Below are 23,409 nucleotides of genomic sequence, written 5' to 3'. Positions count from 1 at the left end.
CCTTGCTGTCCGCGTCACCCGATCAAACGTGCTGCAGAAACCGGCCGAGGTGCGGCACGGCTTCGCCCGGATGCTTGGCCGCGAAGCCCTCGCCGATCGCCTGCAGCTTCCAGTCGTTGCCGACCCGGAACACCTTGGCCATCGCCATCGCGGTGAAGGGCATGCCGCCGGCCAGCGTGTACCTGGCCAATTCGGCGTTGTTGGTGCCATCGACCAAGCGGCAGAACGCATTCTGGATCTGCTCGAAGGTGTGGCCCTTGTAGGAGGTCACGATGAACACCAGCGTGCTCACGTGCGCCGGGATGCGGGTGAGATCGACCAGGATCACCTCGTCGTCGCCCTCGCCCTCACCGGTGAGGTTGTCGCCCTGGTGCCGGATCGAGCCGTCCTTGGAGGTCAGCTGGCCGTAGTAGGCGACGTCCACCGGGTTGTTGTCGGCGAACATGACCACCGACGCGTCGAGATCGACGTCGACGGTGCGGTTGCCGAACATGCCGCGGTTCTTCACCGGATCCCAGCCGAGGCCCATCTTGACGAAGGTCAGCGCGGCGCCGCCCTCCTTGCGCAGGGTGACCCGCTGGCCCTTGGTCAGGCTGACCGGACGGTCCTTGCTCAGGCTCACCTCGGCGGGCGGCTGCTGCGGAACCGGCTGCCCGGGCGGCGGATAGCCACCCTGGGCTGGCGGCGGGTAACCGCCGGGGCCGGGCGGGGGCGGGTAACCGGGGCCCGGCGGGGGGTAACCGGGTCCGGGCGGCGGGTAGCCACCGGTCGGCGCGCCCTGGGCCGGGTACGCAGGCGCGGTCGGCGGGTAGTTCGGCGCGGGCTGCGTGGGGTAGGCCGGCGGCTGCTGGGCCTGGTAGGCGGGCGGCGGTGGCGCGGCCTGCGGTGCGGGCTGGGCCTGCTGAGTGGGCTGGGCCTGCTGGGTGGGCTGCACGGGCGAATCATCGACCGTCACACCGTGGTCGGTGACCAGCGCGGCGAAACCACCCGCGTACCCCTGTCCGACGGCGCGCACCTTCCAGCTGCCCTGGCGGCGGTACAGCTCGAGCGCGATGACGATCGACTCGGTGCTCAAACCCTCGATCTGGTACTCGAACAACCGATTACCGGTCGCGTCCGACACGATCGCGGTGGGCGCGGGGAACCGGCCGAAGTTGCTGGTCGCGTCGTCCAGCGTGATCACCGCACGGATCTGCGCGATTTCGGCGGGCACCGCGTTCAGCGACACCGCAAGCGAGGCGGGCTGCCCGGCGGGTGCGGGCTGCAAGTTGACCCCAGGTCCGCTGGGCTGGTTGAAGAAGACGAAGTCCGCATCGGTACGGACCTTGCCCTGTTCGGTGACCAATAGTGCGGACAGATCCGCGGGCGCCGTGAGCTGGATGGAGACCACCACGTCGTTCGTGGCCAGCGGACCGTTTTGGCCCTTGGCGAGTGTTGCGGACAAGTTAGACCCTTCGCTTGTCGGTGCGTTCGAATGCCACTCTACGAGAAACGCTCGGGTGACGGTTCCGCTAATCGGGTCGATGAACCCCGGCAGTTCTGGGGGCCATCGGTTAATGTGACGACACGCAGTTGGAATGTGGTGGTTTTTCCATGTTCCCGATCGAGACAGCAGGCAGCACACCCTCATGGCGCAACTGTTCGAACAATCCAAGAAGGTGATCGAGGCGCATCTCGCCGGGACCAGTCTCCGCGCGATTTCCGGCTCGATGGTCGCTTACGAAGGCAATGTGCAGTTCAAGGCGGCCGGATTCGGCGGCGGCGACGGCGTGCTCGCCGGGCTCAAGCGCCGCGCGACCGGCGAGAAGCTCTCGCTGATGGAATGCTCCGGCAACGGCCGGGTCTTCTTCGCGGTGAACGGCCAGCACGTGACCGTGGTCAACCTGAACAACGAGACGCTGCAGGTGGAATCCCAGCAACTGCTCGCCTTCGCCGGGAACCTGCGCACCGACGTGCGCTTCGCCGGGCTACGCGGCGCCTCGACCGGCGCGGGCTTGTTCACCACCACGGTGACCGGGCAGGGGCAGGTCGCGCTGCTGTCGGCGGGCGGGCCGCTGATCCACCTCGAGGTGGCGCCGCAGTACCCCCTGGTGGTCGACCCGGACGCGTTCGTCGCGGCGCGCGGCAACCTCAATCAGTCGTTCGTCACCGACGTGTCCTGGCGCACGTTCGTCGGCCAAGACGCGGGCGAGGCGTTCTCGTTGCGCTGGGACGGCCAGGGCGTGGTGCTGATCCAGCCTGCGGAACGGTAAGGGCGAGCGGATGTTCGAGAAAGTCAACGGCAAGGTCGTCAAGGTCAATGTCGGCATGGCGGGTGGCGTGGCCGCCCGCACTGGCGCGATGCTGTTCTATACCGGCGATGTTTCCTTTGCGCCGCACCAGATTCCGGGCGGCCAGGGGATGGGTGGCGGCGGTGGGCTGATGCGGGTGGCCGGTCGCATGATGGCGGGTGAGCACGAGCGCACCATGCTCGCGCAGGGCACCGGCGAAGTGCATTACGGATTCGCGGGGCTGGAGGTCCACGTGGTCCAGATGCAGCCCGGCGCGACGTTGCGGGTCGAGGCGTCGCGGCTGCTCGCCAATACCGCGGGATTACAGAGTTCCATTGTCTCGGTGATGAGTTCGGGTGGCGGGGGCGGTGGTGGCGGCGGGCTGATGGGTGCGTTGCGCGGTGCCGCGACGGGCGCACTGACCGGTCAGGGCATGTTCACCACCCAACTGTCCGGGCAGGGCGCGGCGGTACTGCTGGCGCACGGCGGCTTCCTGGAATTGCCAGTGGGCGGGCCGAATCCGATCGTGGTCGACCCGCAGGCCTTCGTCGCCGCCTACGGCAATGTGCAGACCGAACTGAAGACGGCGCTCAGCTGGCGCGACGCCGTCGGCCGTGGCTCCGGTGAAGCCATGCAATTGCATTGTGTCGGACAGGGTGTCGTGTACGTGCAGGCCTCGGAAGAGAAGTTGTGACCATGCCGGAAATTCTGAATCCGATGAATCTCGGTGAGAGCGACAATCTTCCGGGAAACAGCTACGCCTACTGCATCGACCTGAACAAACCGTGGTTCATGCGCAAAGGCGCGATGATCGCCTACTACGGCGACATGCGATTCCAGATGCTCACCCACGGCCTGCAGGGCGGGCTGTTGCACATGGTGGCGCAACAATTCTCGGCGCCGCTGTTCACCGGCGACTATGTGGTGGCCGAGGGACACGGGAAGCTGATCATCGGCGACCGCGGCTACGACATCAATTCCTATGACCTCGAGGACAACGGCAACCTCACCATCCGCGCCGCCAACCTGCTCGCCTTCGAGCCCGGCCTGTCGCTGAACCAGTCCATCGTGCCCGGCTTCCTCACGCTGATCGGCACCGGCAAGTTCCTCGCCTCCTCCAACGGTCCGGTCATGTTCGCCGAGCCGCCGCTGCGGGTCGACCCGGAAGCTCTGGTCGGCTGGGCCGACTGCCCCTCCCCCAGCCACCATTACGACCAGCGCTGGATCTCCAGCTTCCTCGCCGCCGGTGCCGCCCGGTTCGGCGTGAACTCCGGCGAGGAACGCCAATTCGACTTCACCGGCGCGGGCACCGTGCTGATCCAATCCAGTGAAAAGGTGCTCAGCGACGCCATGTTGGTGCGCACCATCGAGGGCCAGATCCAGAGCGGCATCACGCCGACCGGCCTGCAACGACTTCAGGGCATCATCGCCCAGCAGTTGGGTGGGCAGCAGGGGCACTGAGCCCGGCGGTCGGATCCGGGAATCCTCCCTCGGGTCATCCGTTCGGCGGACTCAGCGTTCGCCGGGGCGGCGTTAGTTTTCCGGCAGGACTTCTTGCTGGGAGGGGTTATGAGTGTCGGATTGATATTCGTCATCATTGTCGGAGCGATCGTGTTGATCGTGAAGCGGTTCATGGGGGAACCGGTGGACGCACGGGATACGTTTGTGACGCCGTTGATCCTGGTGGGGATCGGCGTTTACAGCGTGACCAAGGTCGAGGACCTGAGTGGGATCGACATCGTGTGGTTGGTGATCGGCGGTGTGGTCGGCATCGCGTTCGGGGCCGTGCGTGGCACCACCACTGTGCTTTTCGCTCGCGACGGGCATCTCTGGCAGCGGTATACCGTGAAAACCCTTGTCATATGGGGAACTTCGGTGGCCGCGGGTTTCGGGATCAGCCTGCTCGGCAGCACGATGGGTATGCATCACGATGCCAAACCCGTCACCTTGTCGATCGGCATCGGCATGCTCGGCGAGATGCTGACGCTCGGGCTGCGGGCGTTGTCCAGCGGTATTCCCTTCGCGCCGGACAAGAAGGCCGCGGCTCGATCTGCTGCGGATAACCAACGCGGAGCGGATAATTCATATCTCGACCGCTTCCTGAACAACCTCGGGCACCCCGGGACAGCGCAGCCGCGTGAACCAGGTCTGCCGAACCGCGACTTCGGGCACACCCCGCCACGCGATCGGTCCGATCAAGACCAGTACCTGCGCAAGTCCGCGCCCGCCGACGCACGATACGACCAACGCGGAGACGACCGCGGCTACCGGGAGCGGCCGCGAACCGATCGCTCGCCAACGCTGCGCGACGGCCTCGACTGGCTCAACCAGGTCCGCGACCGCAGGCCGTGATCACCGGCCGCCCTGCGCCCACCCATCGCGAACAATCGCGTCGATATCGGAGGTTCTTGCCTCCCAATATAATCCGTCGTGCGCCCGGCTGCAGTCGCTGATCAGCCGTGCCGGCTCCGGTACCGCAGGACGATGCTCGACGGAGATGGTCCGGCCGGTTACTCGTCCCGCCGCAGCCACAAGTTCGTTGACGCTGGTTCCGGTACCGCTGCCGATGTTGTATCGGCGACACGAACCAGGATCCGGCATATGCGCGACCGCTGCCGCGAAAGCTGTTGCGGCATCGTCGATATGCACATAGTCGCGAACGGCGGTACCGTCCCCGTTGATCGCCAGGCAGGGACTGTCACCCGCCGCCACCGCCAGAATGCGCGGCACGATCCTGGTCGGATCCAGATCCGCGCCGCCCGCAATGTTGAACAGCCGCAAGACCACAGCGGCCAGCGGACCAGTCGCCGCCTGCGCCGCGATCACCGATTCGGCGGCCAGCTTGCTTGCCGCGTACGGATGCGGCGGTTGGTCCGGCAACTCCTCCGACATCGGCTGCCGCTCCGGCGTCCCGTAGATCGACGCGGTGGACGCGAAGACCAGCCTGCCGACCTTCGCCTCGGCCATCGCCCGCAGCAGCGAAACCGTCCCGCCGACATTGACCTCGAAATACCGCAGCGGATCAGCGAACGATTCGCGAACGCGAGTGAGCCCGGCCAAATGACATACCGCATCGACCCCTTGGACAGCCGCGGTCAGCGCCTCGGTATCGAGCAAGTCGGCGGACCGAACCCCCACCCCTTGCGGCACGCGCGTCCGCGCGAGATGCACAAGTCCGACCACGTCATGCCCGTCGGCACGCAGCGCCTCGACAACGGCCCCGCCGAGATACCCGTTCGCTCCTGTCACCAGTACCCGCACCGAGCAATTGTCGGGCATAGCTCTCACCGGTAGCTGTTGAGCTCCCACGGATCGTGCGCACTGAACACCGAGACCTCGTCGCCATGGTCGCGCACCAGTTCGCGGAGCCGGGCCTGGGTGCCGACGCGCAGGTCGTGGTGCACCTCCGAGGTGGTTTGCACGATGTCCATGATCGGGTGCGGGTGATGGAACTGTTCCAGTTCACGGTGGTAGTAGTAGGCGTCGCCGCTGTGCAGCAACCAGCGCTCGCCGTCGCGCACCGCGACTCCGGTGTGGCCCGCGGTGTGGCCGCCCAGCGGGATCAACTTGAAGTCGGCGGACAGGCCTTGCAATGGAGTCGAGGTGAACCCGAACCAGTCCTCGCCCGCCTCCGGCGCATAGGTGACCCAATGCGGGCCGTGCGCCCAATGTGCTTCGCGATAGCGAAAACTCGGCGCCTCCGCCACTGCCGCTTCGAGTTCCGCCGCCAGGACATGGACCTGAGCCTGCGGGAAGTCGGGCAGACCACCGCAGTGGTCAACGTCGAGATGGGTGAGGATGATGTGGCCGACGTCCTCCGGCGCGTAGCCGAGACGCGAGACCTGGCGAATGGCCGTCTCGTCCTCGTCGAGCAGCGGCTGGGCCATGGTCACCCAGTCCGCGCCGAGGGTGCCGTTCGGGTCGCGGACATTGTCCAGGCCCATCCCGGTTTCGACGAGAACCAGTCCGTCCGAATCGGTTTCGACCAGCAGGCAGTGGTTGACCGCGTGCGCGGGCGCCGGGCCGTCGTAGGTCGCTTCGATCTGTCGCACCGAGCCGCAATTGAGGTGATGAATGTTCATGCCGAGTAGTCTCTGACTTGAAGCGCGCTTCAAGTCAAGGAGAACAATGACCGACACCCTGCTGGACATCGCCGAGGTGGCCGAGGAGTCCGGGCTCGCCCCGTCCGCGCTGCGGTTCTACGAAAAGCGCGGCCTCATCACCCCGGCAGGGCGCAACGGCCTGCGCCGCACCTTCCACCCCGAGGTACTCGGCCGCCTGGCCCTGGTCTCCTGCGCCCGCGGCGCCGGTTTCACCATCACCGAAATCGCCAGGTTCCTCCGCGCCACCCCCAGTGACACCGAACTCCGCGCAGGCATGGCCCGCAAAGCCGGCGAACTCGACGAAGACATCGCCCGGCTTACCCGCATGCGCGACAGCCTCCGGCACGCGTCGACGTGCACCCACGAGCCGCTCGTGGCGTGCCCCGACTTCAAGTCGACCTTCGAAGGCCCTGCACCCCAGGCGATTCGGACGCGCAAGCCGAAACCGGCCTGAACCGTCTATTCAGCCGACGGTGCGCCCTTGATGAACCAGTTGATGATTTCCTCGCCCGCGAGGATGCCGGTGGCGCGGGTGACGGTGAGGTTGGGGTGGGTCCAGTTGAGGTGTTCGAGTTCGCCGTGACGGGGACGGATGGCGTAGTCGGCGGCGCGCAGCATCTCGGCATCGAGGGCGCCGTCGCCTGCCGCGAAAGTTGTTGCCTCGGTGTCGAGTTCGCCGGAATCGTGCAGGCGGCGACGGACCTCCGCGACCGCGTGGCTCTTACAGACGACGTCGGGCATCGAGTAGATCTTGCGGCCCTGCTGGGAGGCGGACCAGCCGCGGGCCCGGCACCAGGCGTCCCATTCGGCCAGGAAGCCCGCGGGGACCTCTTTGGGGCGGACGACCAGGTAGCAGAAGAGGTCGTCGGCCTCGCGGAACTTGGTGACCCACGAATCGTCGATGCGGGCCCGGAGTTCGGCGGTGACCTCGGCGAGCGTCGCGCCGCCCGCGCGGACCTTGGCGTCGATGTCGATGCGCCAGCGCAGGTCCGGCACGCCGTCGACCAGGATATTGCCGCCGTTGCTGGTGATGGCGTAACGCCATGGCGCGCCGGGCAATTGGATGCGGTTGAACTGCTTGATGGTCCGCGTGGTGGTCGGAATGACCGCGGCGGGCTCGGTGAGGGTCTGCATGCGGAGCGCGGCGGCCGTCGTCATGAACGACAGCGGCGCGCCCTCGAGGTGTTCCACGCAGACGGTCGGCACGTCGGTGTTCGCGCTGAAAGCGTTGCGCGAGTAGATCATTGTTCGGTCCAGGTCGGTGGCGACCAGCGTATGTCTTCGTAGCCTGCGTAGGTCCATCATGTCTGCACGTCCTTGATCAGTCCCATGCACGAGTAGGCCAGGTCGGGCACGACCTCGACCGGCACGCCGCGGGCCGCGGCGAGCAGGCGGATATGCGCGTGTTCGGGCGCCTCGGCGTCGCGAACCAGCACCAGCGACGGCATCCGTCGCAACAGCACCCGGGTGGTCTCGCCGACCCCGGGCTTCACGAAATTCACACTGGCAATGCCGTATTCGGCGCGCACCTGCTCGACCGAGGCCCAGCCGGTCCAGGTCGGCGTGCGATCGCTGCCGAGTACAGCCGCCACCGCCGCGGGCACCCGATCGCGGACGGCGTCGAACGCGGCACCGACCGTGTCGAGCAGGCGCAACGAAACGTCGTCTTCGGCCAGCTCGCGATAATACTTGGCGCCGTGGAACTCGCCGGGCCCGATCAACGTGTCGTTCAGCACCGTGCGGGAAACCAGGCCGGACACCGTGGAATTCAGGCAGGCCGAGGCGATCAGGAAGTCGTCGCGCGTGCCATAGGTGCGGACACAATGCCCTGGATCGGCGAGCACGGCGAGCTCGGCGTTGAACCGGGCCCCGCCCGCCGCGTGATAGGCGTCGAGGGCCTCGGCGAGCTCGTGGGTGATGGCCCCCTTGCCGGTCCAGCCGTCCACGAACACGATCGACGCCGGATCATGATGCCGCGCGAGGTAATCCAGCGCGACCGCATCGATACCTCGATCACGCACAATCGACACCGCGTAGTGCGGCACGTCCAGACTCGGCAGATCGGCACCGCGCCCCGAAAGCAGCCAGCGCCGCATGAGAATGCCGATCGGCGTACCGGCCCGCGCCAGCGACACCAGCACGATGTCGTCGCCGCGTTCGGCCACCACGAGTTCCGCGACGGTCGCCACGGCCAATGCCAGCCGCTCGGCACTGTCGGCGAGCACCTCGTCGAACAGCGAGCGGTAGGCGGCGTCCGGCTGATACTCGATCGGCAGCGATTCCGCGTAGTGCGCGGCGCCGGACTGGATGCGGCGTTCCCGCTCGGCCACGTCGGCCTCGAGGTCGACGTCGGACAGATCCTTCAGCAGCCAGGAAACCTCCTCGGCCGCATACGAACCGAACGCGGGACCGTGCAGCGGCTCCGGCAGTGCCGCGACCGCGCTGCGCTCGGCGTGCAGTGTGCGCGGATCGGCGCCGGGCAGCAGCGCGACCAGCACGTCGGCGCCGGAGGCGGTCAGTACGTCGACGAGTCCGCCGTCGGCGACGAGTTCCTCGGTATCGGCGGGTGGATCGATGACGACCACCAACACCGGATCACCCGGCACGCCAGCGGAATCCACACCGCCGGGTTGCCCGGAGAACTCGGCGGCCCAGTGCGCGTTGTACAGGTAACGAGGCTGTTCCTGTCCGGATTCCGGTGCGGTGAACCGGAATCCACGGCGCAACGGATACCCGGGCTCATCCAGCACATAGGCCGGTGACCGAGTGGTGGTCTGGTATCGAGTAGGCGTACCCGAATCGGCCAACGCCGCCGCCAACCGCAGCGGCAGATACATCAGCTCCTCGTGCGCGAGCACGATCACCGGCCGACCGGCGAACTCCGCCGCGAGCCGCGACCGCAGTACGTCGTTCGCGGCACCGACGGCGGCATCGAAGGCCGCGTAGTCCGACCGCAAAACCCCGTGCCTGCCGCCCTCGGGAACCGAAGTCGGCCAGGGCAGATCGAGTCGGGTGAACGAGCCACGCTGCGCAGCAAGTGGATTCAGTTCGGGCTCCGGCAGCTCCGCGACCGCGTCCACCAATCCCTCCGGCAGCACGGTGTGCCCCGACGCCAGGCAGACGGTATCGATGCTGGCCCCCAGCTCCGCTGCCGCCTTGTCGAAGGCAATGCGATCCGCCTCGAACCGCATGTCCACGAGCGAAGCCAGCACATAATGCGAACGCGGCGAGAACGCGTGCAACGCACGGATCGCATCGAGTGCGGTAGCGCCGGTGGAGATTTCGTCGTCGACCAGCACCAGCGGCAGATCGTTGACGAAGATATCGGCGGGCATCGGTTGCAGCTGATGAGAGGTGGCATGCGAGTGCCCCTCCTCGAACCCGGTCAGGGTCTGCGCCTCGGCGACATCGCGCCGCGTCGAATGCAGGTAACCGACCGCGCCAATCCGCGCAGCCACGCAATGCCCGAGACCCGTTGCGGTTTCGGCGAATCCGAGCACGAGCGCCTCGCGATCGCCGAGCACCGCCCGCACCAGATCGCCCAGCCGATTCCCGCCGTCGAGCACGACCCGGGGGTCGGTCGGCAGATGTTTACCGAGCACGGTGGACACCAGCAGATGCGCCCGCTTCGGATTGCGCCGCAGCCCAGGCTGAATCAGCTCCGCGATGGCCAACTCGGCGGGCAACGCACTGGCCGACCGCTCCTCGACCACGCCATACGACTCCGCATGCTGCAGCCGAAGACCGAGATTTTTTGTCGCCCAAGGAATTCCGACAATTTCGAGCGCGGCGCCGCTCATACCGTCACCAACGCCGTCAGCAAATCCACGAACGAAACTCCCTTATTGGCCACACCGAACACCCGCGCCCGCAACAGCGTCTGCCGCGCCCAACTGCGGTGCGGCCGCATCTCATTCATCTTGTTCCGATATCCCGACGCCGCGACGCCGCCGACATCCACCTGCAGGATGTCCAACGCGTCCGAGTACTCCTCGTGCGTCACCACCGACAGCGCGTGCACCGCCGCCACATGCGACGGATGGATCACCGTCTTGCCCTGGATCCCGTTGGCCCGGTCCAGCGTGATCTCGCGCAGTAACCCATCCAGGTCGCGGCTCACCAGGTACTGCCGGAACGGCACCGCATCGGATTCCTCGAACGGCGCGGTGCGCAGTAACGGCCGGAACATCCGCTCGTGATCGGCGAAGTACTCCCAGACCGGCCCGGTGATCACGAACCCGGTCCCGTCCGCGCGCCCGAGATAGTTCACGATGTCGGCGATCACATCGGCGACCACCCGCACGTCGTAGATCGTCAGATCCCGGTCCCGCCGGATACCGAACGTGGAACACATGTCGGTCGCGCCGACCCGCACCGCGAGCACCCGGTCCCGATGCGCGGCCAGCAGTTCGGCGATCCGGGTCAGCTCCTGATCGCGCGTCTGCCGGTGCACCAGCCCCGCCGATTCGAGCACCGGCATCCCATAGATGGGCCGATCCAACCGCTCGACCGCCGCACTCAACGCCGCCAGATACTGCGGCCCCGTGCTGCTGTCGAACTTGGGGAAGACGAACCCGGTCAGCACCGAGGCCCCCGCGCCCAACTGCTCGACGATCTCGGTGATGGTGTCCGCGTCACGCACCCTAACAAACAGCAACGGATTCGAATCCCCGTTAGCGGCAAGTAAATTCAGCGTTTCTACGGTCTGCCGCTTGGCGAACTCGACCTCGTGGTCGGCGACCGCGTCCTCCAGGTCGATCACCATCGAGCACACGCCGCGCTCGGCGCGTTTGCCGATGGTCAAAGCCAGATCCGGCCGGGTGGCCGGCGCGTACAGCGTCGCGCCGAGCGCGACGGCGAGTAGTTCTCGATCGGTGTAATCGTCGCCGAACGGCTCCGGTTCTCGATAGAAAAGATTGCGTGCCTCGGGGCCGTGCAGCTGCCGGAAGTGGCGCAGCGGCATTCGCTTCCGCAGGGAAACTTCCCGCTGGACGGCGATGCCTGCGGTCATCGTTATCCCACCCTCATTCTCGTCGTGGTCCTGCTTGTTTTCTCATTCGATCCACTACCCCGGCTATGAAGTCGGTGATGGTATCCAGCTCCGCCACATAGGCCCAGTAGTCGGGGTGGCGCCCCGTCAGTGTCTCGCTGATTCGATCGATCCGGGCGGCCTGTGCGTCGAGCACAGAGCCCCATTCGGTGACGAGCCCGCGACTCACCGCGAGCATTTGGGCGTCCCGCAGCCGAAATCGTACGGCCTTGGCTTTCTCTTGCGGGTCGGACCTGACCGCACGCAACGTGGCGAGCCGCTTGGTGACGGCGTCGACCTGGTGTTCGGCCTCCGTGAGATACCCGCGGGCGGATGTGGTCAGATCAAGTGCAATCTCCGGGTTGTTCTCCGCCGCTGCCGCACGCGCCCGGCCAAGGGCAGCATCCGCGGCGTCGATGGCTCGCTGGCTTTCCCGCTCATTGTCAGCTAAATCCGCGGAACTCGCAGCGTTGAATTCGCGCAGCAGCCCCGAGTAGGCCGGGGCCAGGCCTTCTGCCCTGGTCCGGGCGGCGGCCAAGCGGGTGGTCACCGAGGAGATCGCGGTCTTCGCGGCGGCGGCCCGAGATGGGGCCTGCGCCAACGCATCCGCCAATCGCTTCGTCTCCGCCTCCAGCCGGTTCGCCGACTCGCGCACCACAGCCGCCGACGCGCCCGAACCGGCCGCTTCCAATGTGATGAGAGCCTCATCCACGGCGGCGGCGTGTTCGCGCACCGAGGGGTAGTCCGCGTACTCGGATTCGGCCGCCTGCCCACGCACCCCGGCCGCCGCGATCTTCACCTGCTGGGCCAGTTGCGGCACGGTGCCGAGCACCGCGACCGCGTGCTCGAGTTGTGCCTGATTGCCGCGGTAGAACTCGTCGACGGCGCGGGCCGCGTCGGTCAGCTGTCTGGTCACCGTCTCAGCCTGCTGCGGTCCCTGCGGTAGCGCGATTCCGTCGCGTTCGGCCTGCTCGAGCTGCTCGGTCAGCGCCACATACGCACCGGCGGCGTCGTAGCAACGACTCCGCACCGGCTCCCAGGCCACCGCCATCCGGCGGTCCGGGAACACCTGCTCGGCCGCGTGCACCGCCGCCTCCGCCGCGCTCTGCCGCTTGTCCATGTCGAGGAACGCCGAGGCCAGCGCCTGTCGCGCCGACTCGATCCATTCGTTGTTCCCGGCGGACCGAAACCATCCGCGCCTGCGACCTACCACGCCCCGATCTTAGAGATCTCCCGTGTTCACCGGGGGTTCTGCGGGTTCCTACGCAAGTTCGCGGAAACCTACTACTGTCGTAAGGCGTACCCGGCGATTCGGACATGCTGGGAACCAATGACGGACTATTGAAAGGGAATCCCGCATGGGTGTCAGTTTGTCCAAGGGCGGCAATGTCTCGCTGACCAAGGCGGCGCCTAACCTGACCGCCGTCGCCGTCGGCCTAGGGTGGGATGTGCGGACCACCACCGGTACCGACTTCGACCTGGACGCCAGCGCGATCGCGACCGGCGCGGACAAGAAGGTGCTTTCGGACCAGCACTTCGTGTTCTTCAACAACCTGAAGTCGCCGGAAGGCGCCATCGAGCACGCGGGTGACAACACCACCGGCGAGGGCGAGGGCGACGACGAGGTCATCAACGTCGACCTGGCCAACACCCCGCCGACCATCGAGAGCATCTTCTTCCCGGTCTCCATCTACGATGCCGAGACCAGGCAGCAGTCGTTCGGTCAGGTGCGCAACGCCTACATCCGCGTTGTCGACCGCAGCAACAACAACGAGCTCGCCCGCTACGACCTCACCGAGGACGCGTCGACCGAGACCGCCATGGTGTTCGGCGAGCTGTACCGCAACGGCGCCGAGTGGAAGTTCCGCGCGATCGGCCAGGGCTACGCCTCCGGCCTCGCCGGGATCGCCCGCGACTACGGCGTGAACGTCTAAGGAACACTTTGTCGTTCGGAGGGGGCCCGGCGACGGGCCCCCTCGTCATGCGCCCGGGCCAACCGGGACGACCCGAGAACGCACCCGCCGCGGTGGGCGCGAACACCGTTGGACATCCGGCGGTTCAGCGGCCACGCTGGTAACAGCGGCGTCAGATCGGTCACATAAAACGAGCGCTCGGACGGATGTCCGGCCGACGCAAACGAAAGGTCCCCCGCGTGGTCCTGCGCATTTTCGGCATGTCAATCATCGTGACGGTGCTGTCGCTCGCCGCCGCGCTGCTCTACGGAGGACCGACCGCGCTGGCGCTGGCCGCGATCCTCGGCATCCTCGAAGTGTCATTGTCCTTCGACAACGCCGTCATCAACGCGACAGTGCTCGAACGGATGAGTGCGTTCTGGCAGCGCATCTTCCTCACCGTCGGCGTGCTGATCGCCGTGTTCGGCATGCGCCTGGTGTTCCCGCTGGCGATCGTCTGGGTCACCGCCGGGCTGAACCCGGTGAAGGCCTTCGACTTGGCGCTGAACCCGCCCGCCGACGGCGCCGCGCACTTCGCCAACGGCGACCCGAGCTACGAGACGCTGCTCACCGACGCGCATCCGCAGATCGCCGCGTTCGGCGGCATGTTCCTGCTGCTGCTGTTCTTGAACTTCATCTTCGAAGAGCGCGAGATCACCTGGCTGTCCTGGCTGGAGCGCCCGCTCGCCAAACTCGGCAAGCTCGACATGTTCTCGGTGGTCGTCGCGGCCGTCGTATTGGTGCTCACCGCTGAAGTGATCGCAGCCGACGACAAGCGCGCCACCGTCCTCATCTCCGGTCTGCTCGGCATGGTCGTCTACATCGTCGTGGACGGTCTCGGCTCGATGTTCCACACCGAGGAGCACTCCGAAGGCGGCCCGTCCGAGCTGGTCAAGGCGACGGGTAAGGCCGGGTTCTTCCTGTTCCTCTACCTCGAGGTGCTCGACGCGTCGTTCTCCTTCGACGGCGTGATCGGCGCGTTCGCCATCACCTCCGACCCGATCATCATCGCGCTCGGCCTCGGCCTGATCGGTGCCATGTTCGTCCGCTCGATCACCGTCTACCTGGTGCGCAAGGGCACGCTGTCGGAGTACGTGTACCTGGAGCACGGCGCGCACTGGGCGATCGGCGCGCTGGCGATCATCCTGTTCGTCTCCATCGGCGTGCACATCAACGAGATCATCACCGGTCTGGTCGGCGTCGCGTTCATCGGTGCGGCGTTCATTACCAGCGTCATTCGCAACCGGCGTGAAGACGACGAAAAAGTGGACAGCGAACGAGAGCCCACCCCGGTAGGCTGATTTTCGGCAAGCAAGCCGAAGACTCGTGCGGCAGCGGCCACTCCCTCGGGGGGACCGCTGCCGCTCCCATATCTGTGTCATGCACTCTGTCCGAGGGGGATCACGCCGATGGCGAACGACAGCAACGCCGGTGGGGTCAACCTATCGAAGGTGACCCTGTCGAAGGCGACGCCGAGCATCAACCTCACCAAACCGGGTGAGCAGCAAGGGACCATGCGGGTCAACCTGAACTGGTCCACCGGTTCGAAGGGTTTCTTCCGCCGGGCCAAGCCGGTCGATCTCGACCTCGGCTGCCTCTACGAACTGGCCAACGGCACCAAGGGTGTTGTGCAGGCGATCGGCAACAACTTCGGCACGCTCGACGCCGAGCCGTTCATCAAGCTCGACGGCGACGACCGCAGCGGCACCGCGACCGGCGGTGAGAACATGCACATCAATCTCGCTCGGCCCGAACTGTTCCGGCGGGTGCTGATCTTCGCCTTCATCTACGAGGGCGTGCCGAACTGGGCCGCCGCCGACGGTGTCGTGACGCTGTTCCCCACCGCCGGCCCGCAGATCGAGGTCCGCCTCGACTCCCCCGTGGACGGCGCTCGCTCCTGCGCGATCGCGCTGCTGCAGAACCAGGGCAGCGGTATCACCGTGCATCGGGAGGTGCACTACATCAACGGTGCGCAGAAAGAGATCGACGAGGCCTACCGCTGGGGCATGAACTGGCACAGCGCCCGCAAGTAACTCAGGGCCTGCAAGTAGTTCAGCGCGCCGCGACCGCGAGGCGTGGCTCGGGAGTGGGCACCGCCGACGGTTTGCGTGAGGCGAAGACCAGGCCGATCAGCCCGACCCCGAGTCCGGCAACGGTCAACGGCCGCAACGGTTGATCGATCAGCAGCCAGGCGAGCAGCGCGGTCACCGCTGGGGTGGCGAAGAACAGCCTGCCGACCCTGGTGGCGTCCCAACGCTGGAGCATCGAGTTCAGCAACAGGAACGCGACCATCGAGTTCACCAGCACCATCCAGGTGAGTGATCCGGCGAACCTGGTCACATCCGTCACGTGCAGCTGACCGGTCAGCCAGGCCAGTACACCGGCGACGGGCGCGCTCACGACCACGTGCACCGCGGTGGCCGCCCGGGAATCGACCTCGGGCACGAATCGCTTCTGATACACCGTGCCGATGCTCAAGCCGAGCAAGCCGATCACGCACAGCAGCAAGCCGATCCGGGAAAAGTTCGACTGATCCATGACCGCCATCGCGACGCCGACCCCGCCGATGCCGAAGCCGAACCACTGCCGCGCCGTGACCGTCTCGCCGAGCACCCCGGCGAACAACGCGATGACCACCGGATTCAGGCCTTGCACCAGCGCGATGACCGCGCCGGACACGTGCTCGCCCATCGCCGTGTAGAACGCACCGAACTGCACCGCCTGCATCAGCAACCCGGCGACCGCGACATGTCGCCATTGACGGCCGCGCGGCCAGGTCGCGCGCACGGCGAAGGCATAGCCGATGAGCAGGATTCCGGCGATCGCGTAGCGCGCGAACAACACCATCATCGGCGGCGCGGCACCGACGCCGACGATGCCGGCGATGAACGCACTGCTCCACAGCACGACGAACAGCGGCTGCGCGGCCACCGACATGAACTGAGCCTTCACGAGCCCTCCTGAGCTAACCGCCTTAGATGGTTACTACCGTGACACCTCGCCACATAACCTGTCAAGGTGGTTACTATGAGAAGGTGTTCACCTTCGTCAGCGGCAACCTCGCCCTGGATTTCGCGGGCACGGTCAAGGCCAGGACCGGCTCGTTCGACGACGCCCTCGACGCGCCCTCGGCCCTGGCCGACTGGCTGGTCGCCGCCGAGTTGCTCGACCACGCCCCCGACTGCGACGCGGCGACCCTCGACCGCGCCGTGCGTTTGCGCGAGGCCGCGTACCGCATGGCCGTCGCGGTATCCCTCGGCGAACCACTCGCCGAGGCCGACCGCCGCATCGTGAACGACTGCGCCGCAGGCGAACTCCCCGCCATCAGCCTGCGACCCGACGGCACCGTCACCCGATCCGGCACGCCCGCCGCCGCGCTCACCGCGATCGCCCGCTCCGCCATCGAACTCCTCGGCAGCTCGGCCACGATCAAGGAATGCGGCCGACCCGAGTGCACCCGCCTCTACGTCGACGCCTCCCGCGGCGGCACCCGACGCTGGTGCGATATGACGATCTGCGGCAACCGCGTCAAGAGCGCGGCCTTCCGCGCCCGGCACGCCGAGTGAGGCGCTGACCAGCGCGTTCGGTGGACATTCAGACCACGTTCAGTCGGCTCCCGATGCTGTAGGCGATCGATCGCCCACCTGTTCCGGCGATCCGACACGAACTGGAGGATGTCGATGACCACCCCGAATGTGCTGCTCGTGCACGGCGCCTGGGCCGATGGGTCCTGCTGGAACAAGGTGATCGAGCGCCTGCTCGACCGGGGCTTCGGCACCGTGGTGGCCGGCCAGCTGCCGCTGCGCGGCTTCGCCGACGACGTCGCCGCCGTCACCCGCGACCTGGACGCGCTCACCGGGCCGACGATCCTGGTCGGTCACTCCTACGGTGGCGCGGTGATCAGCCAGGCCGGTTCCGGCCGGACCGACGTCACCGGGCTGGTGTTCGTTGCCGCGTACACCCCCGTCGCGGGCCAGTCCGCCTTCCAGATCAACCAGGAATTCGGGCAGGAGCTGCCCAGCGGTGCGGATCTGGTGAACATCGGCGCCGCGGACACCCCGGACCTGATCATCGCCCGCGACCGCTACCACGTCGACTTCGCCGCCGACGCCGACCCGCGCGAGGCCGCGCTGCTCGCCGCCACCCAGAAGCCGACTTCCGTGCTCTCCCTTGCCGGTTCGGGCGCCGCGACACCCGCGTGGGAAACGCTGCGGGACAACACCTGGTACCAGATCTCGGAGTTGGACGCGATGATCCACCCGGATCTGGAGACCAAGATGGCGTATCAGGTGGCCACCGAGGACCACATCGTGTCGCTGGCCACCGGGCACGCGTCGATGGTCACCGAGCCGGACGCGATCGCCGACCTCATCGCGCGGGCCGCCGCCGGTCAGTGAGGCTGCCGTCAGCCGGTGGTCACGCCATCGGCCGACGCGCCGAGCAGGTCCCCGATCAGCTCGAGATACCTTGTGGCGCCGATGGTTTCGGCATGCGATCGGGCTTCCCAGCGCAGCTCGGCCGCACGCTCGATGGCACCTTCGTCGTGCCGGACCGCGGCCAGCTCCAGCAGCGCCGGGATCAGCTCGACCGGTGAGTCATAGCGGCGCAGCTGGGCGACGGCCTGGTCGAGCAATTCCGCGTCCACGCCACCCAGGGCAGCCGAAGCCATTGCGCGCAAAGCCCTTCCGATGGTGCCCGGGGTATCCCACTGCCGGGCCAGTTCGAGTTCCACGGCGGCGAGCTCGTGGGCCTGTTCGTGCTCACCGAGGCGCACGAGTTCCATGGCCGCGGAGCTGCGCCATGGGATGTGGGCCGGGTTGCTGATACCGACCGCAGCGACCCGGCGTCCGCAGTCGAGGTAGTGCGCGATGGCCTGGCGGGAATCGCCGCGAGCGGTGCAGAGCATGCCCTTGACGTGGATGACCACCGTCCACTCCCAGGTTTCGGGGTTGGCGTGGTCGGTCACGCTGTCGAGCCACTGCTCGGCCTCGGTCAGTCGGCCGAGCCCGAGCAGGGCATGGGCGTACTGGGCGACCAATGCCAGTGGCGGACGGATGGATTCGTCGCCGAGGGTGCCGACGGTCGGTGCGACCTCGCGCAGCGCCTGCCGGTAGTCACCGCAGCGCAGCAGCACTTCCGAGCGCAGGATGAGCCGGTAGACATCGATGGTGCCGAAGTGGTGATCCCTGCGCTGCTCGCTGAGTTGCTTGGCCAACGCGAGATCGCCGGACCACATGGACAGGTGCGCGAGCAGCCCGATCAGCTGCTGCGGCAACACATCCCAGCCGAGCGCCGGATCGGGTCCGGCGGGGAAACGAGCGAGCGTCTCACGTGCGGAGTGCCGGACGCTGAAGGCGTCGTCCCAGGTGAGTACCGCCGTGCTGATCTGATCGGTCGATGCGGTGGCGCGTAACTCGGCGATGAACCCTTGCCACGTCGTCGAGGTCAGTCCCGCGACCGCCCAGGATGCGGCCCTGATGTTCTTGGCTGCCAGCGGGTCTCGCTCCTCGGTCTCGGCGAGAACCTCGCCGATCAGCGCCATCGCCGCACCGGCCTGCCACCGCGTCGACATCGTCCAGGCCAGCGGGATGAGCGCGGTCGGCGCGACGCGGCGGTCGCGCTGGCTGTGCAGCGCTTCCTCCAGGTGGGCGCGGGCCGCGGCCGGGTTGGTCCACAACTCGAGCTGGCCGAGACGGACGAGGATGTCGTCGCGGCCTTCGGGCGTGGTGATCCGCAAGGCCGCCGCCAGCTGCCGCACGGAGTCGGCGATCAGGCCGTTGCGCAGGCATTCCTCGGCCGCGTCCAGCAGCACCACCGTCCACCGGGAGTACCGCACCCCGACCAGGTCACGCAGGTAGGCCGCGACCTGCCTGGCCGAGTATCCGGCGCTGCGGGCCTGCTCGGCGGCGGCGATCCGGATCTGCCCCGTGTCGCCGCCGAGCCAGCGAATCGTGTTACCGATCAAGGGATGCCGGAAAGCCGGCGGTTCGACCGAGGCCAAAACGCCGGTGGTGGCGAGTAATTCGCAGCGGTGGCGCACCACGCAGGCCGGTTCGGCACAGGCCGCGGCGAGCACCTCGATGGTCGGCGCGACATCTTGCAGCACGGCAAGCGCGCGGAGCATGGCGACCCCACCCGGCGAGTACCGGCCGAGCAGCCGGTTGATCGAGCGTGAATAGCAGCCCTCCGGTAGGTATTCCGGAATGCGGCCGTGGTCGCGGAGTGCGGCGAGGTCGGTGATCAACGCGTCGGCCAGCAACGGGACGTTGCCCGCCGCGCGCTGGATGTCGGCGGCCAGACCCGGCGGGCATACGGTGCCGGTGCGTCGTTCGTAAAGTCCCGCGATCGCGGCGACGCTGAGTCCGCTCGGCCGCAATACCGCGACCGCGATCGGCTCCAGCCGCGCGTGCAGGGCGAGAATCGCCGGCTCCCAGGAACGTTCGTCCAGCGTCAGCACGATGAGCACCCGCATGCCGCGCAGTCGCGGGGCCAGCGCGGCCAGTACGCGCGCGGAACGCTCGTCCAACTGTTCCGCGCCGTCTACCAGGACGATGAGCCGTCCCGCTGCCGTGTCCTGAATCAGTGTGGCGGACAAAGCTTCTACTACCTGGGCGTCGCTGTCGTCCCGCGATATCGCAGTGCCGAGCAGTTCCGAGACCAGGCTGACCGGCGGTGTACCGTCACATGACGGCAGCAGGTCCACCCTGCGTGCACCAGGCATGCGCCGGGCGACCTCGTCCAGCAGTTGTGTCTTTCCGAAGCCGGGGCGTCCCGAGATCACCACCAGCCCACCGTTGCCCGCGGCCGCGCGCTCCGTCCACGCCGTGATCCTGGTCAACTCCTGATCGCGCTCGAATACGACAGGCGCTGCCGAATCCGGTGCCGGCGTCGGCGTCGGCCACAACGCTCCCACCATTGCCAGGCGGTGTTCGGCTCCGTTCGCGGTCGTCGAACTCGGAAGTTCTTGTACAACAGCCTCTTCCGACAAGCCGGTGCGCGAGCTCGACTCGACCGGGGGCGTTGGGTCAGCTGCCGAGTCGGCGGCGGTCTCCCCATCGGCCGCGTCGGTCGGGCCTGACATTTCGGCAGTCGGCGTTCGGGTCTCACGATCTGCTGACCCGTCCGCCGGTACGCCGGTGCCCCGGGTTGCCGACGTGAGCGCGGCGACAGATCTAGGCGGTCGCACAACGCTCTCACCCGCCAATATCTGCTTGTGCAGCGCGCGAAGCTCTTCGCCCGGCTCCACGCCCAGCTGATCCACCAGCAGATTCCGAGTATCGCGGTAGACATCGAGCGCTTCGGACTGACGGCCGTGCGAGTACAGCGCGCGCATCAGCACCGCCCGCGGACGTTCGCGCAGTGGATGTTCCGCGGTCAGCATACGCAGGCGATCGATCGCATCGTCGGAATGACCAAGTGCGACAACGACATCGAGACTGTCCTCGACAACGGCGAGTCGCCGCTCGGCCAGCCCGGCCCGCTGTCGTTGCGCGAAGGGCCCGGGCAGCCCCGCCAAAGGTTCGCCGGAATACAGTGCAAGTGCCTGCGCGTACCGATCTTCGGCGCGCGCCCAATCGCCCGCTTCGCGTGCCCGAGCCGCCTCGCCGACCAACCGGTCGAACACACCGAGATCGGTCTGCTCGTCCTCGATCCGCAGCTGATACCCGCCGTGCCCGGACAGCAGCACCGCAGGCGGTGTCCGTGGCTTGCGGTCCGGCTCGAGCACCCGGCGCAACGCCGACACGTAGGTCTGAATCACGCCGACGCCGCTGGCCGGCGGCACACCGTCGTACAACGCGGCGAGCAGACTCGACGCCGACACCCACTGCCGCCGCCGGAACGCCAGCACACACAGCACCGCCCGCCGCTGTGGCGGACCGAGCGGGAGAACCTGTCCGGCAAGGTGCGCTTCCACCCCGTTGAGCAGCGTCAACCGCAGCACATCGGGCACGAGGGTGCCCGTGTCCGCGTGATCCATCCGTTCGCCACCGCCTCGATGTGTCGCCTAGCCCCGGATCAGGGTAAGCGGGCCGGCGGCCAGTCAGCACGACGCATCCGCAGCGCATGGCTCGGCCCACACCGAGGTGACCTTTGTCCGACCGCCGCCCGACCTCTTCCTGAGCTGGGCATTCAGCAATCCATGGGCAATCGGCGACCACACCGCGACCCCGAAGGGCAGTGACACACCTCGCAGCGCGAAACCAGGAGACGAAGCGACCGCACACCGCGGTAGTCGAGGCACGATCCATCTACTACTTGGCAACCACAGCAATGACCGAGACCCGGGCTAGCTCAAACCGAGCCGGTGGGCCTGGGCGATCGCCTGCGGGCGGTCGCGGACGTGGAGCTTCGCGAACAGCGAGTTGATGTGGCTTTTGACGGTGCTGACACCGATGAACAGTTCCTTGGCGATCTCAGAGTTGTTGTGCCCCTTGGCAATCAACCTCAGCACATCGAGTTCCCTTGCGCTGAGTCCTAATTCAGCCGCATCGGACGGAGCGGGCGCCACGGACGACAGCGAAGCGACGAGGCGCTGGCCGACCTCCGCGGCAAAGGTGGCCTGTCCGCCGGCGACCGCGCGGATGGCCGTGGCGATCTCGCGGCGGCCCGCGTCCTTGGTCAAATATCCACGCGCACCGGCACGCAACGCGCCCGCGATCGATTCGTCGTCGGCGTAGGTGGTCAGCACCAACACCGCGGTTTCGGGGTGATCCGCGGTGATCGCAGCGGTGGCGGCGACACCGTCCAGGATCGGCATCCGCAAATCCATCAGGACGACATCGGGCGCGAGACGGCTCACCAGCTCGACCGCTTCGGCACCGTCTCGAGCCTCGCCGACCACCTCGATATCCGGCAGCAGCGAAAGCACGGTGGTCAGCCCCTCCCGCACGACGGTCTGATCGTCCGCGACGACCACCGTGATCACCTGCGCGGCACCGTTATTCGCACTGTCCACCGGTCACCCACCTTTCCCGCCTCGACTGTGCCGCCCAGTGCGCCGATCCGCTCGCGCATACCGAGCAGGCCCGCGCCCATGCCCGAAGCCGACAGTAGCCCGATCCGATCGGACAGCGGATTCGACGCGACCAGCTCGACCTGCTCCGCGCCGACCCGCAGCCGCAGTTCGACCTCCGCGCCCGGCGCGTGCTTGCGGGCATTGGTCAGCGACTCCTGCACGCCGCGCAGCAGCGCGACATTCACCTGCTCGCCGAGATGCTGGGTGTCACCGTCCAACCGCACGTCCACCCGGCCGCCCGCATCGCGATGTTCGGCTACCAATGCATCGAATTCTGTTGGTAGATCAACTCTTTCGGCCCGCAATGCACCGACGACCTGGCGCGCATCGGCCAGCCCCGACGCCGCGAGTTCCCGCGAGGCACGAACCTTGTCGGCCGCCCGTTCCGTCTCGCCCGCCTCCAGCAGCGCGTCGGCCGCATCGAGCTGCAGCACCAGCCCGCCCAGGGTGTGCGCGAGCACGTCGTGCACCTCACGAGCGATCCGCCCACGCTCGGCCAGCGCGGCGGCGCGGTCGCGCTCCGCGCGAATCTCCCGGCTCTGCTGCACCAGCAGCCGATTCTGTTCGGCGGTGACCCGGAACTGCCTGCGGCTCAGGCCGAGCAGCGCCACCAACAGCACACCGGCCAGCGTCCCGAGGTAGGCGCTCGGCGTGTGGTCGGCCACCACCGACGACACCCCCACCGTGATCAGCTCGACGCCAATGATCAACGCCCCGAACAGGATCGAGTGCTGCACCAGCGCGAACCCGGCGAACGCGGCGACGAGCAGCGGGACCAGCGAGGCGCCCGCCTGCGCGACCGTCAGACCACCGCACACCGCCATCACGGCGAGCGCGGCCCTGCTCAACCACGGCCTGCCTCGGGGATCCACCGCCAACACCAGCATCGCGAGCCCGGCAAGACCGATCAGGACCAGGACCGGAATCCCCTGCCGCGATAACTGGTCATCGCGCAGCAGAACACCCATGGCGATGACCCCGGTCAGGCGCAGCAGCCTGGTCGGGGTCGTCGGCGCGTTGTCCGCGCGGGGCGGCATTC

Annotated in this window: 21 protein-coding genes; 10 read left to right on the top strand and 11 right to left on the bottom strand. The window is 67.4% G+C overall.

Features of this window, described 5'->3' with window-relative positions; genetic code table 11:
- Positions 1 to 22: 22 nt before the first annotated feature.
- Positions 23 to 1,444 carry a TerD family protein gene (locus tag ACIBK2_RS27070; protein WP_396971014.1) on the bottom strand — a complete coding sequence of 474 codons (1,422 nt, stop codon included), beginning with the start codon at positions 1,442 to 1,444 and terminating at the stop codon, positions 23 to 25.
- A gap of 184 nt (positions 1,445 to 1,628) precedes the next feature.
- Between ACIBK2_RS27070 and ACIBK2_RS27065 the strand changes: the two genes are divergently transcribed.
- From ACIBK2_RS27065 to ACIBK2_RS27050, 4 genes are all read left to right on the top strand, one after another.
- On the top strand, positions 1,629 to 2,252 hold the full coding sequence (locus ACIBK2_RS27065; RefSeq protein WP_396971012.1) for an AIM24 family protein: 624 nt from the start codon (positions 1,629 to 1,631) through the stop codon (positions 2,250 to 2,252).
- A 10-nt stretch (positions 2,253 to 2,262) separates the two neighbouring features.
- Positions 2,263 to 2,964 (top strand): AIM24 family protein, encoded by a 702-nt coding sequence (locus ACIBK2_RS27060; RefSeq protein ID WP_396971010.1) that lies wholly within the window; start codon positions 2,263 to 2,265, stop codon positions 2,962 to 2,964.
- Positions 2,965 to 2,966: 2 nt separating this feature from the next.
- On the top strand, positions 2,967 to 3,731 hold the full coding sequence (locus ACIBK2_RS27055; RefSeq protein WP_396971008.1) for an AIM24 family protein: 765 nt from the start codon (positions 2,967 to 2,969) through the stop codon (positions 3,729 to 3,731).
- 108 nt (positions 3,732 to 3,839) lie between these two features.
- The gene (locus ACIBK2_RS27050; protein WP_396971006.1) at positions 3,840 to 4,622 is read left to right on the top strand and encodes a hypothetical protein; all 783 of its coding nucleotides are present in this window, start codon (positions 3,840 to 3,842) and stop codon (positions 4,620 to 4,622) included.
- Here the strand turns inward: ACIBK2_RS27050 and ACIBK2_RS27045 are convergent, their stop codons facing one another.
- Both ACIBK2_RS27045 and ACIBK2_RS27040 read right to left on the bottom strand, forming a co-directional pair.
- Positions 4,623 to 5,549 (bottom strand): NAD-dependent epimerase/dehydratase family protein, encoded by a 927-nt coding sequence (locus ACIBK2_RS27045; protein ID WP_396971004.1) that lies wholly within the window; start codon positions 5,547 to 5,549, stop codon positions 4,623 to 4,625.
- Positions 5,550 to 5,554: 5 nt separating this feature from the next.
- On the bottom strand, positions 5,555 to 6,352 hold the full coding sequence (locus ACIBK2_RS27040) for an MBL fold metallo-hydrolase (protein ID WP_396971002.1): 798 nt from the start codon (positions 6,350 to 6,352) through the stop codon (positions 5,555 to 5,557).
- A gap of 46 nt (positions 6,353 to 6,398) precedes the next feature.
- Between ACIBK2_RS27040 and ACIBK2_RS27035 the strand changes: the two genes are divergently transcribed.
- Positions 6,399 to 6,827, top strand: coding sequence for a MerR family transcriptional regulator (locus ACIBK2_RS27035; protein ID WP_396971000.1), 429 nt, complete (start codon positions 6,399 to 6,401; stop codon positions 6,825 to 6,827).
- Positions 6,828 to 6,832: 5 nt separating this feature from the next.
- Here ACIBK2_RS27035 and ACIBK2_RS27030 read toward each other — a convergent pair whose 3' ends face one another.
- The 4 genes from ACIBK2_RS27030 to ACIBK2_RS27015 are packed head-to-tail and all read right to left on the bottom strand — an operon-like array spanning position 6,833 to position 12,615.
- Positions 6,833 to 7,678 (bottom strand): HAD family hydrolase, encoded by an 846-nt coding sequence (locus ACIBK2_RS27030; RefSeq protein ID WP_396970999.1) that lies wholly within the window; start codon positions 7,676 to 7,678, stop codon positions 6,833 to 6,835.
- On the bottom strand, positions 7,675 to 10,173 hold the full coding sequence (locus tag ACIBK2_RS27025; RefSeq protein WP_396970997.1) for a phosphoribosyltransferase domain-containing protein: 2,499 nt from the start codon (positions 10,171 to 10,173) through the stop codon (positions 7,675 to 7,677). Before ACIBK2_RS27025 ends, ACIBK2_RS27030 begins: the two co-directional genes overlap by 4 nt.
- Positions 10,170 to 11,384, bottom strand: a complete 1,215-nt coding sequence (locus tag ACIBK2_RS27020; RefSeq protein WP_396970995.1) for an HpcH/HpaI aldolase/citrate lyase family protein — start codon at positions 11,382 to 11,384, stop codon at positions 10,170 to 10,172. The genes ACIBK2_RS27025 and ACIBK2_RS27020 overlap by 4 nt, the downstream gene beginning before the upstream one ends.
- A gap of 13 nt (positions 11,385 to 11,397) precedes the next feature.
- Positions 11,398 to 12,615, bottom strand: coding sequence for a hypothetical protein (locus tag ACIBK2_RS27015; protein WP_396970993.1), 1,218 nt, complete (start codon positions 12,613 to 12,615; stop codon positions 11,398 to 11,400).
- Between the two features lie 145 nt (positions 12,616 to 12,760).
- Between ACIBK2_RS27015 and ACIBK2_RS27010 the strand changes: the two genes are divergently transcribed.
- The 3 genes from ACIBK2_RS27010 (at position 12,761) to ACIBK2_RS27000 (ending at position 15,387) form a co-directional block, all read left to right on the top strand.
- Complete coding sequence (locus ACIBK2_RS27010; RefSeq protein WP_014989064.1) at positions 12,761 to 13,336, top strand: TerD family protein; 576 nt, start codon at positions 12,761 to 12,763, stop codon at positions 13,334 to 13,336.
- 218 nt (positions 13,337 to 13,554) lie between these two features.
- Positions 13,555 to 14,655 (top strand): DUF475 domain-containing protein, encoded by a 1,101-nt coding sequence (locus ACIBK2_RS27005; protein ID WP_379283347.1) that lies wholly within the window; start codon positions 13,555 to 13,557, stop codon positions 14,653 to 14,655.
- Between the two features lie 108 nt (positions 14,656 to 14,763).
- Positions 14,764 to 15,387: a Tellurium resistance gene (locus ACIBK2_RS27000; RefSeq protein ID WP_396970990.1), complete on the top strand. Its 624-nt coding sequence runs from the start codon at positions 14,764 to 14,766 to the stop codon at positions 15,385 to 15,387.
- A gap of 19 nt (positions 15,388 to 15,406) precedes the next feature.
- Here ACIBK2_RS27000 and ACIBK2_RS26995 read toward each other — a convergent pair whose 3' ends face one another.
- Positions 15,407 to 16,306 (bottom strand): DMT family transporter, encoded by a 900-nt coding sequence (locus ACIBK2_RS26995; protein WP_396970989.1) that lies wholly within the window; start codon positions 16,304 to 16,306, stop codon positions 15,407 to 15,409.
- A gap of 83 nt (positions 16,307 to 16,389) precedes the next feature.
- Here ACIBK2_RS26995 and ACIBK2_RS26990 point away from each other — a divergent pair, with 83 nt between their 5' ends.
- Positions 16,390 to 16,920, top strand: coding sequence for a CGNR zinc finger domain-containing protein (locus ACIBK2_RS26990; RefSeq protein ID WP_396970987.1), 531 nt, complete (start codon positions 16,390 to 16,392; stop codon positions 16,918 to 16,920).
- Between the two features lie 114 nt (positions 16,921 to 17,034).
- Complete coding sequence (locus ACIBK2_RS26985; RefSeq protein ID WP_396970985.1) at positions 17,035 to 17,751, top strand: alpha/beta fold hydrolase; 717 nt, start codon at positions 17,035 to 17,037, stop codon at positions 17,749 to 17,751.
- 8 nt (positions 17,752 to 17,759) lie between these two features.
- Here the strand turns inward: ACIBK2_RS26985 and ACIBK2_RS26980 are convergent, their stop codons facing one another.
- From ACIBK2_RS26980 to ACIBK2_RS26970, 3 genes are all read right to left on the bottom strand, one after another.
- The gene (locus tag ACIBK2_RS26980) at positions 17,760 to 21,332 is read right to left on the bottom strand and encodes a BTAD domain-containing putative transcriptional regulator (RefSeq protein WP_396970983.1); all 3,573 of its coding nucleotides are present in this window, start codon (positions 21,330 to 21,332) and stop codon (positions 17,760 to 17,762) included.
- Between the two features lie 309 nt (positions 21,333 to 21,641).
- A complete protein-coding gene (locus ACIBK2_RS26975) occupies positions 21,642 to 22,310 on the bottom strand; it encodes a response regulator (RefSeq protein ID WP_396970981.1) in 669 nt (222 codons plus the stop codon).
- Entirely contained in the window at positions 22,277 to 23,407 is a 1,131-nt protein-coding gene (locus ACIBK2_RS26970) for a sensor histidine kinase (RefSeq protein ID WP_396970979.1), read from the bottom strand. Before ACIBK2_RS26970 ends, ACIBK2_RS26975 begins: the two co-directional genes overlap by 34 nt.
- Positions 23,408 to 23,409 lie beyond the last annotated feature (2 nt).

The organism is Nocardia sp. NPDC050175 (assembly GCF_044459885.1).
Taxonomy (GTDB): Bacteria; Actinomycetota; Actinomycetes; order Mycobacteriales; family Mycobacteriaceae; genus Nocardia.
The sequence above is the reverse complement of the archived record's forward strand: the minus strand, read 5'-3'. Positions and strand labels throughout refer to the sequence as shown.

Bases quoted from the DNA above. Each gene is read 5' to 3' on its own strand.
- ACIBK2_RS27065 (WP_396971012.1), top strand. From the start codon at position 1,629: ATGGCGCAACTGTTCGAACAATCCAAGAAGGTGATCGAGGCGCATCTC.
- ACIBK2_RS27060 (WP_396971010.1), top strand. From the start codon at position 2,263: ATGTTCGAGAAAGTCAACGGCAAGGTCGTCAAGGTCAATGTCGGCATG.
- ACIBK2_RS27055 (WP_396971008.1), top strand. From the start codon at position 2,967: ATGCCGGAAATTCTGAATCCGATGAATCTCGGTGAGAGCGACAATCTT.
- ACIBK2_RS27050 (WP_396971006.1), top strand. From the start codon at position 3,840: ATGAGTGTCGGATTGATATTCGTCATCATTGTCGGAGCGATCGTGTTG.
- ACIBK2_RS27045 (WP_396971004.1), bottom strand. From the start codon at position 5,549: ATGCCCGACAATTGCTCGGTGCGGGTACTGGTGACAGGAGCGAACGGG.
- ACIBK2_RS27040 (WP_396971002.1), bottom strand. From the start codon at position 6,352: ATGAACATTCATCACCTCAATTGCGGCTCGGTGCGACAGATCGAAGCG.
- ACIBK2_RS27035 (WP_396971000.1), top strand. From the start codon at position 6,399: ATGACCGACACCCTGCTGGACATCGCCGAGGTGGCCGAGGAGTCCGGG.
- ACIBK2_RS27030 (WP_396970999.1), bottom strand. From the start codon at position 7,678: ATGATGGACCTACGCAGGCTACGAAGACATACGCTGGTCGCCACCGAC.
- ACIBK2_RS27025 (WP_396970997.1), bottom strand. From the start codon at position 10,173: ATGAGCGGCGCCGCGCTCGAAATTGTCGGAATTCCTTGGGCGACAAAA.
- ACIBK2_RS27020 (WP_396970995.1), bottom strand. From the start codon at position 11,384: ATGACCGCAGGCATCGCCGTCCAGCGGGAAGTTTCCCTGCGGAAGCGA.
- ACIBK2_RS27010 (WP_014989064.1), top strand. From the start codon at position 12,761: ATGGGTGTCAGTTTGTCCAAGGGCGGCAATGTCTCGCTGACCAAGGCG.
- ACIBK2_RS27000 (WP_396970990.1), top strand. From the start codon at position 14,764: ATGGCGAACGACAGCAACGCCGGTGGGGTCAACCTATCGAAGGTGACC.
- ACIBK2_RS26985 (WP_396970985.1), top strand. From the start codon at position 17,035: ATGACCACCCCGAATGTGCTGCTCGTGCACGGCGCCTGGGCCGATGGG.
- ACIBK2_RS26980 (WP_396970983.1), bottom strand. From the start codon at position 21,332: ATGGATCACGCGGACACGGGCACCCTCGTGCCCGATGTGCTGCGGTTG.
- ACIBK2_RS26970 (WP_396970979.1), bottom strand. From the start codon at position 23,407: ATGCCGCCCCGCGCGGACAACGCGCCGACGACCCCGACCAGGCTGCTG.